We start from the raw sequence: 255 nt of genomic DNA on the forward strand, positions 1-255 counted from the left end.
TTAGAAGAAAAGCATGGTCCAGAAATTTTAAAACATGGAAATAATATCGAGTGGACAACTGATGAAAAGCTAGAAGTGGTAAGCAAAGTATTAGCTGGAAACACAATAGGTTCTGTAGCAATTGAAATAGGAATTAATCGTGGACAACTTTATTCATGGGTTAACAAGTATAAAATTTATGGATATAATGGTCTTGTAAATAAAAAGAAAGGTCGTAAACCTAAGAATACAACCATGAAAAAAACGAATATCCAT

The 255-nt window shown here is 31.0% G+C and carries 1 protein-coding gene; it reads left to right on the top strand.

The window, feature by feature from the left end:
* The coding region (locus ACU68W_RS09370; RefSeq protein WP_446756445.1) for a helix-turn-helix domain-containing protein at window positions 1-255 on the top strand (255 nt) is incomplete at both ends.

This window comes from Finegoldia sp. P2-F-LR (assembly GCF_052932265.1).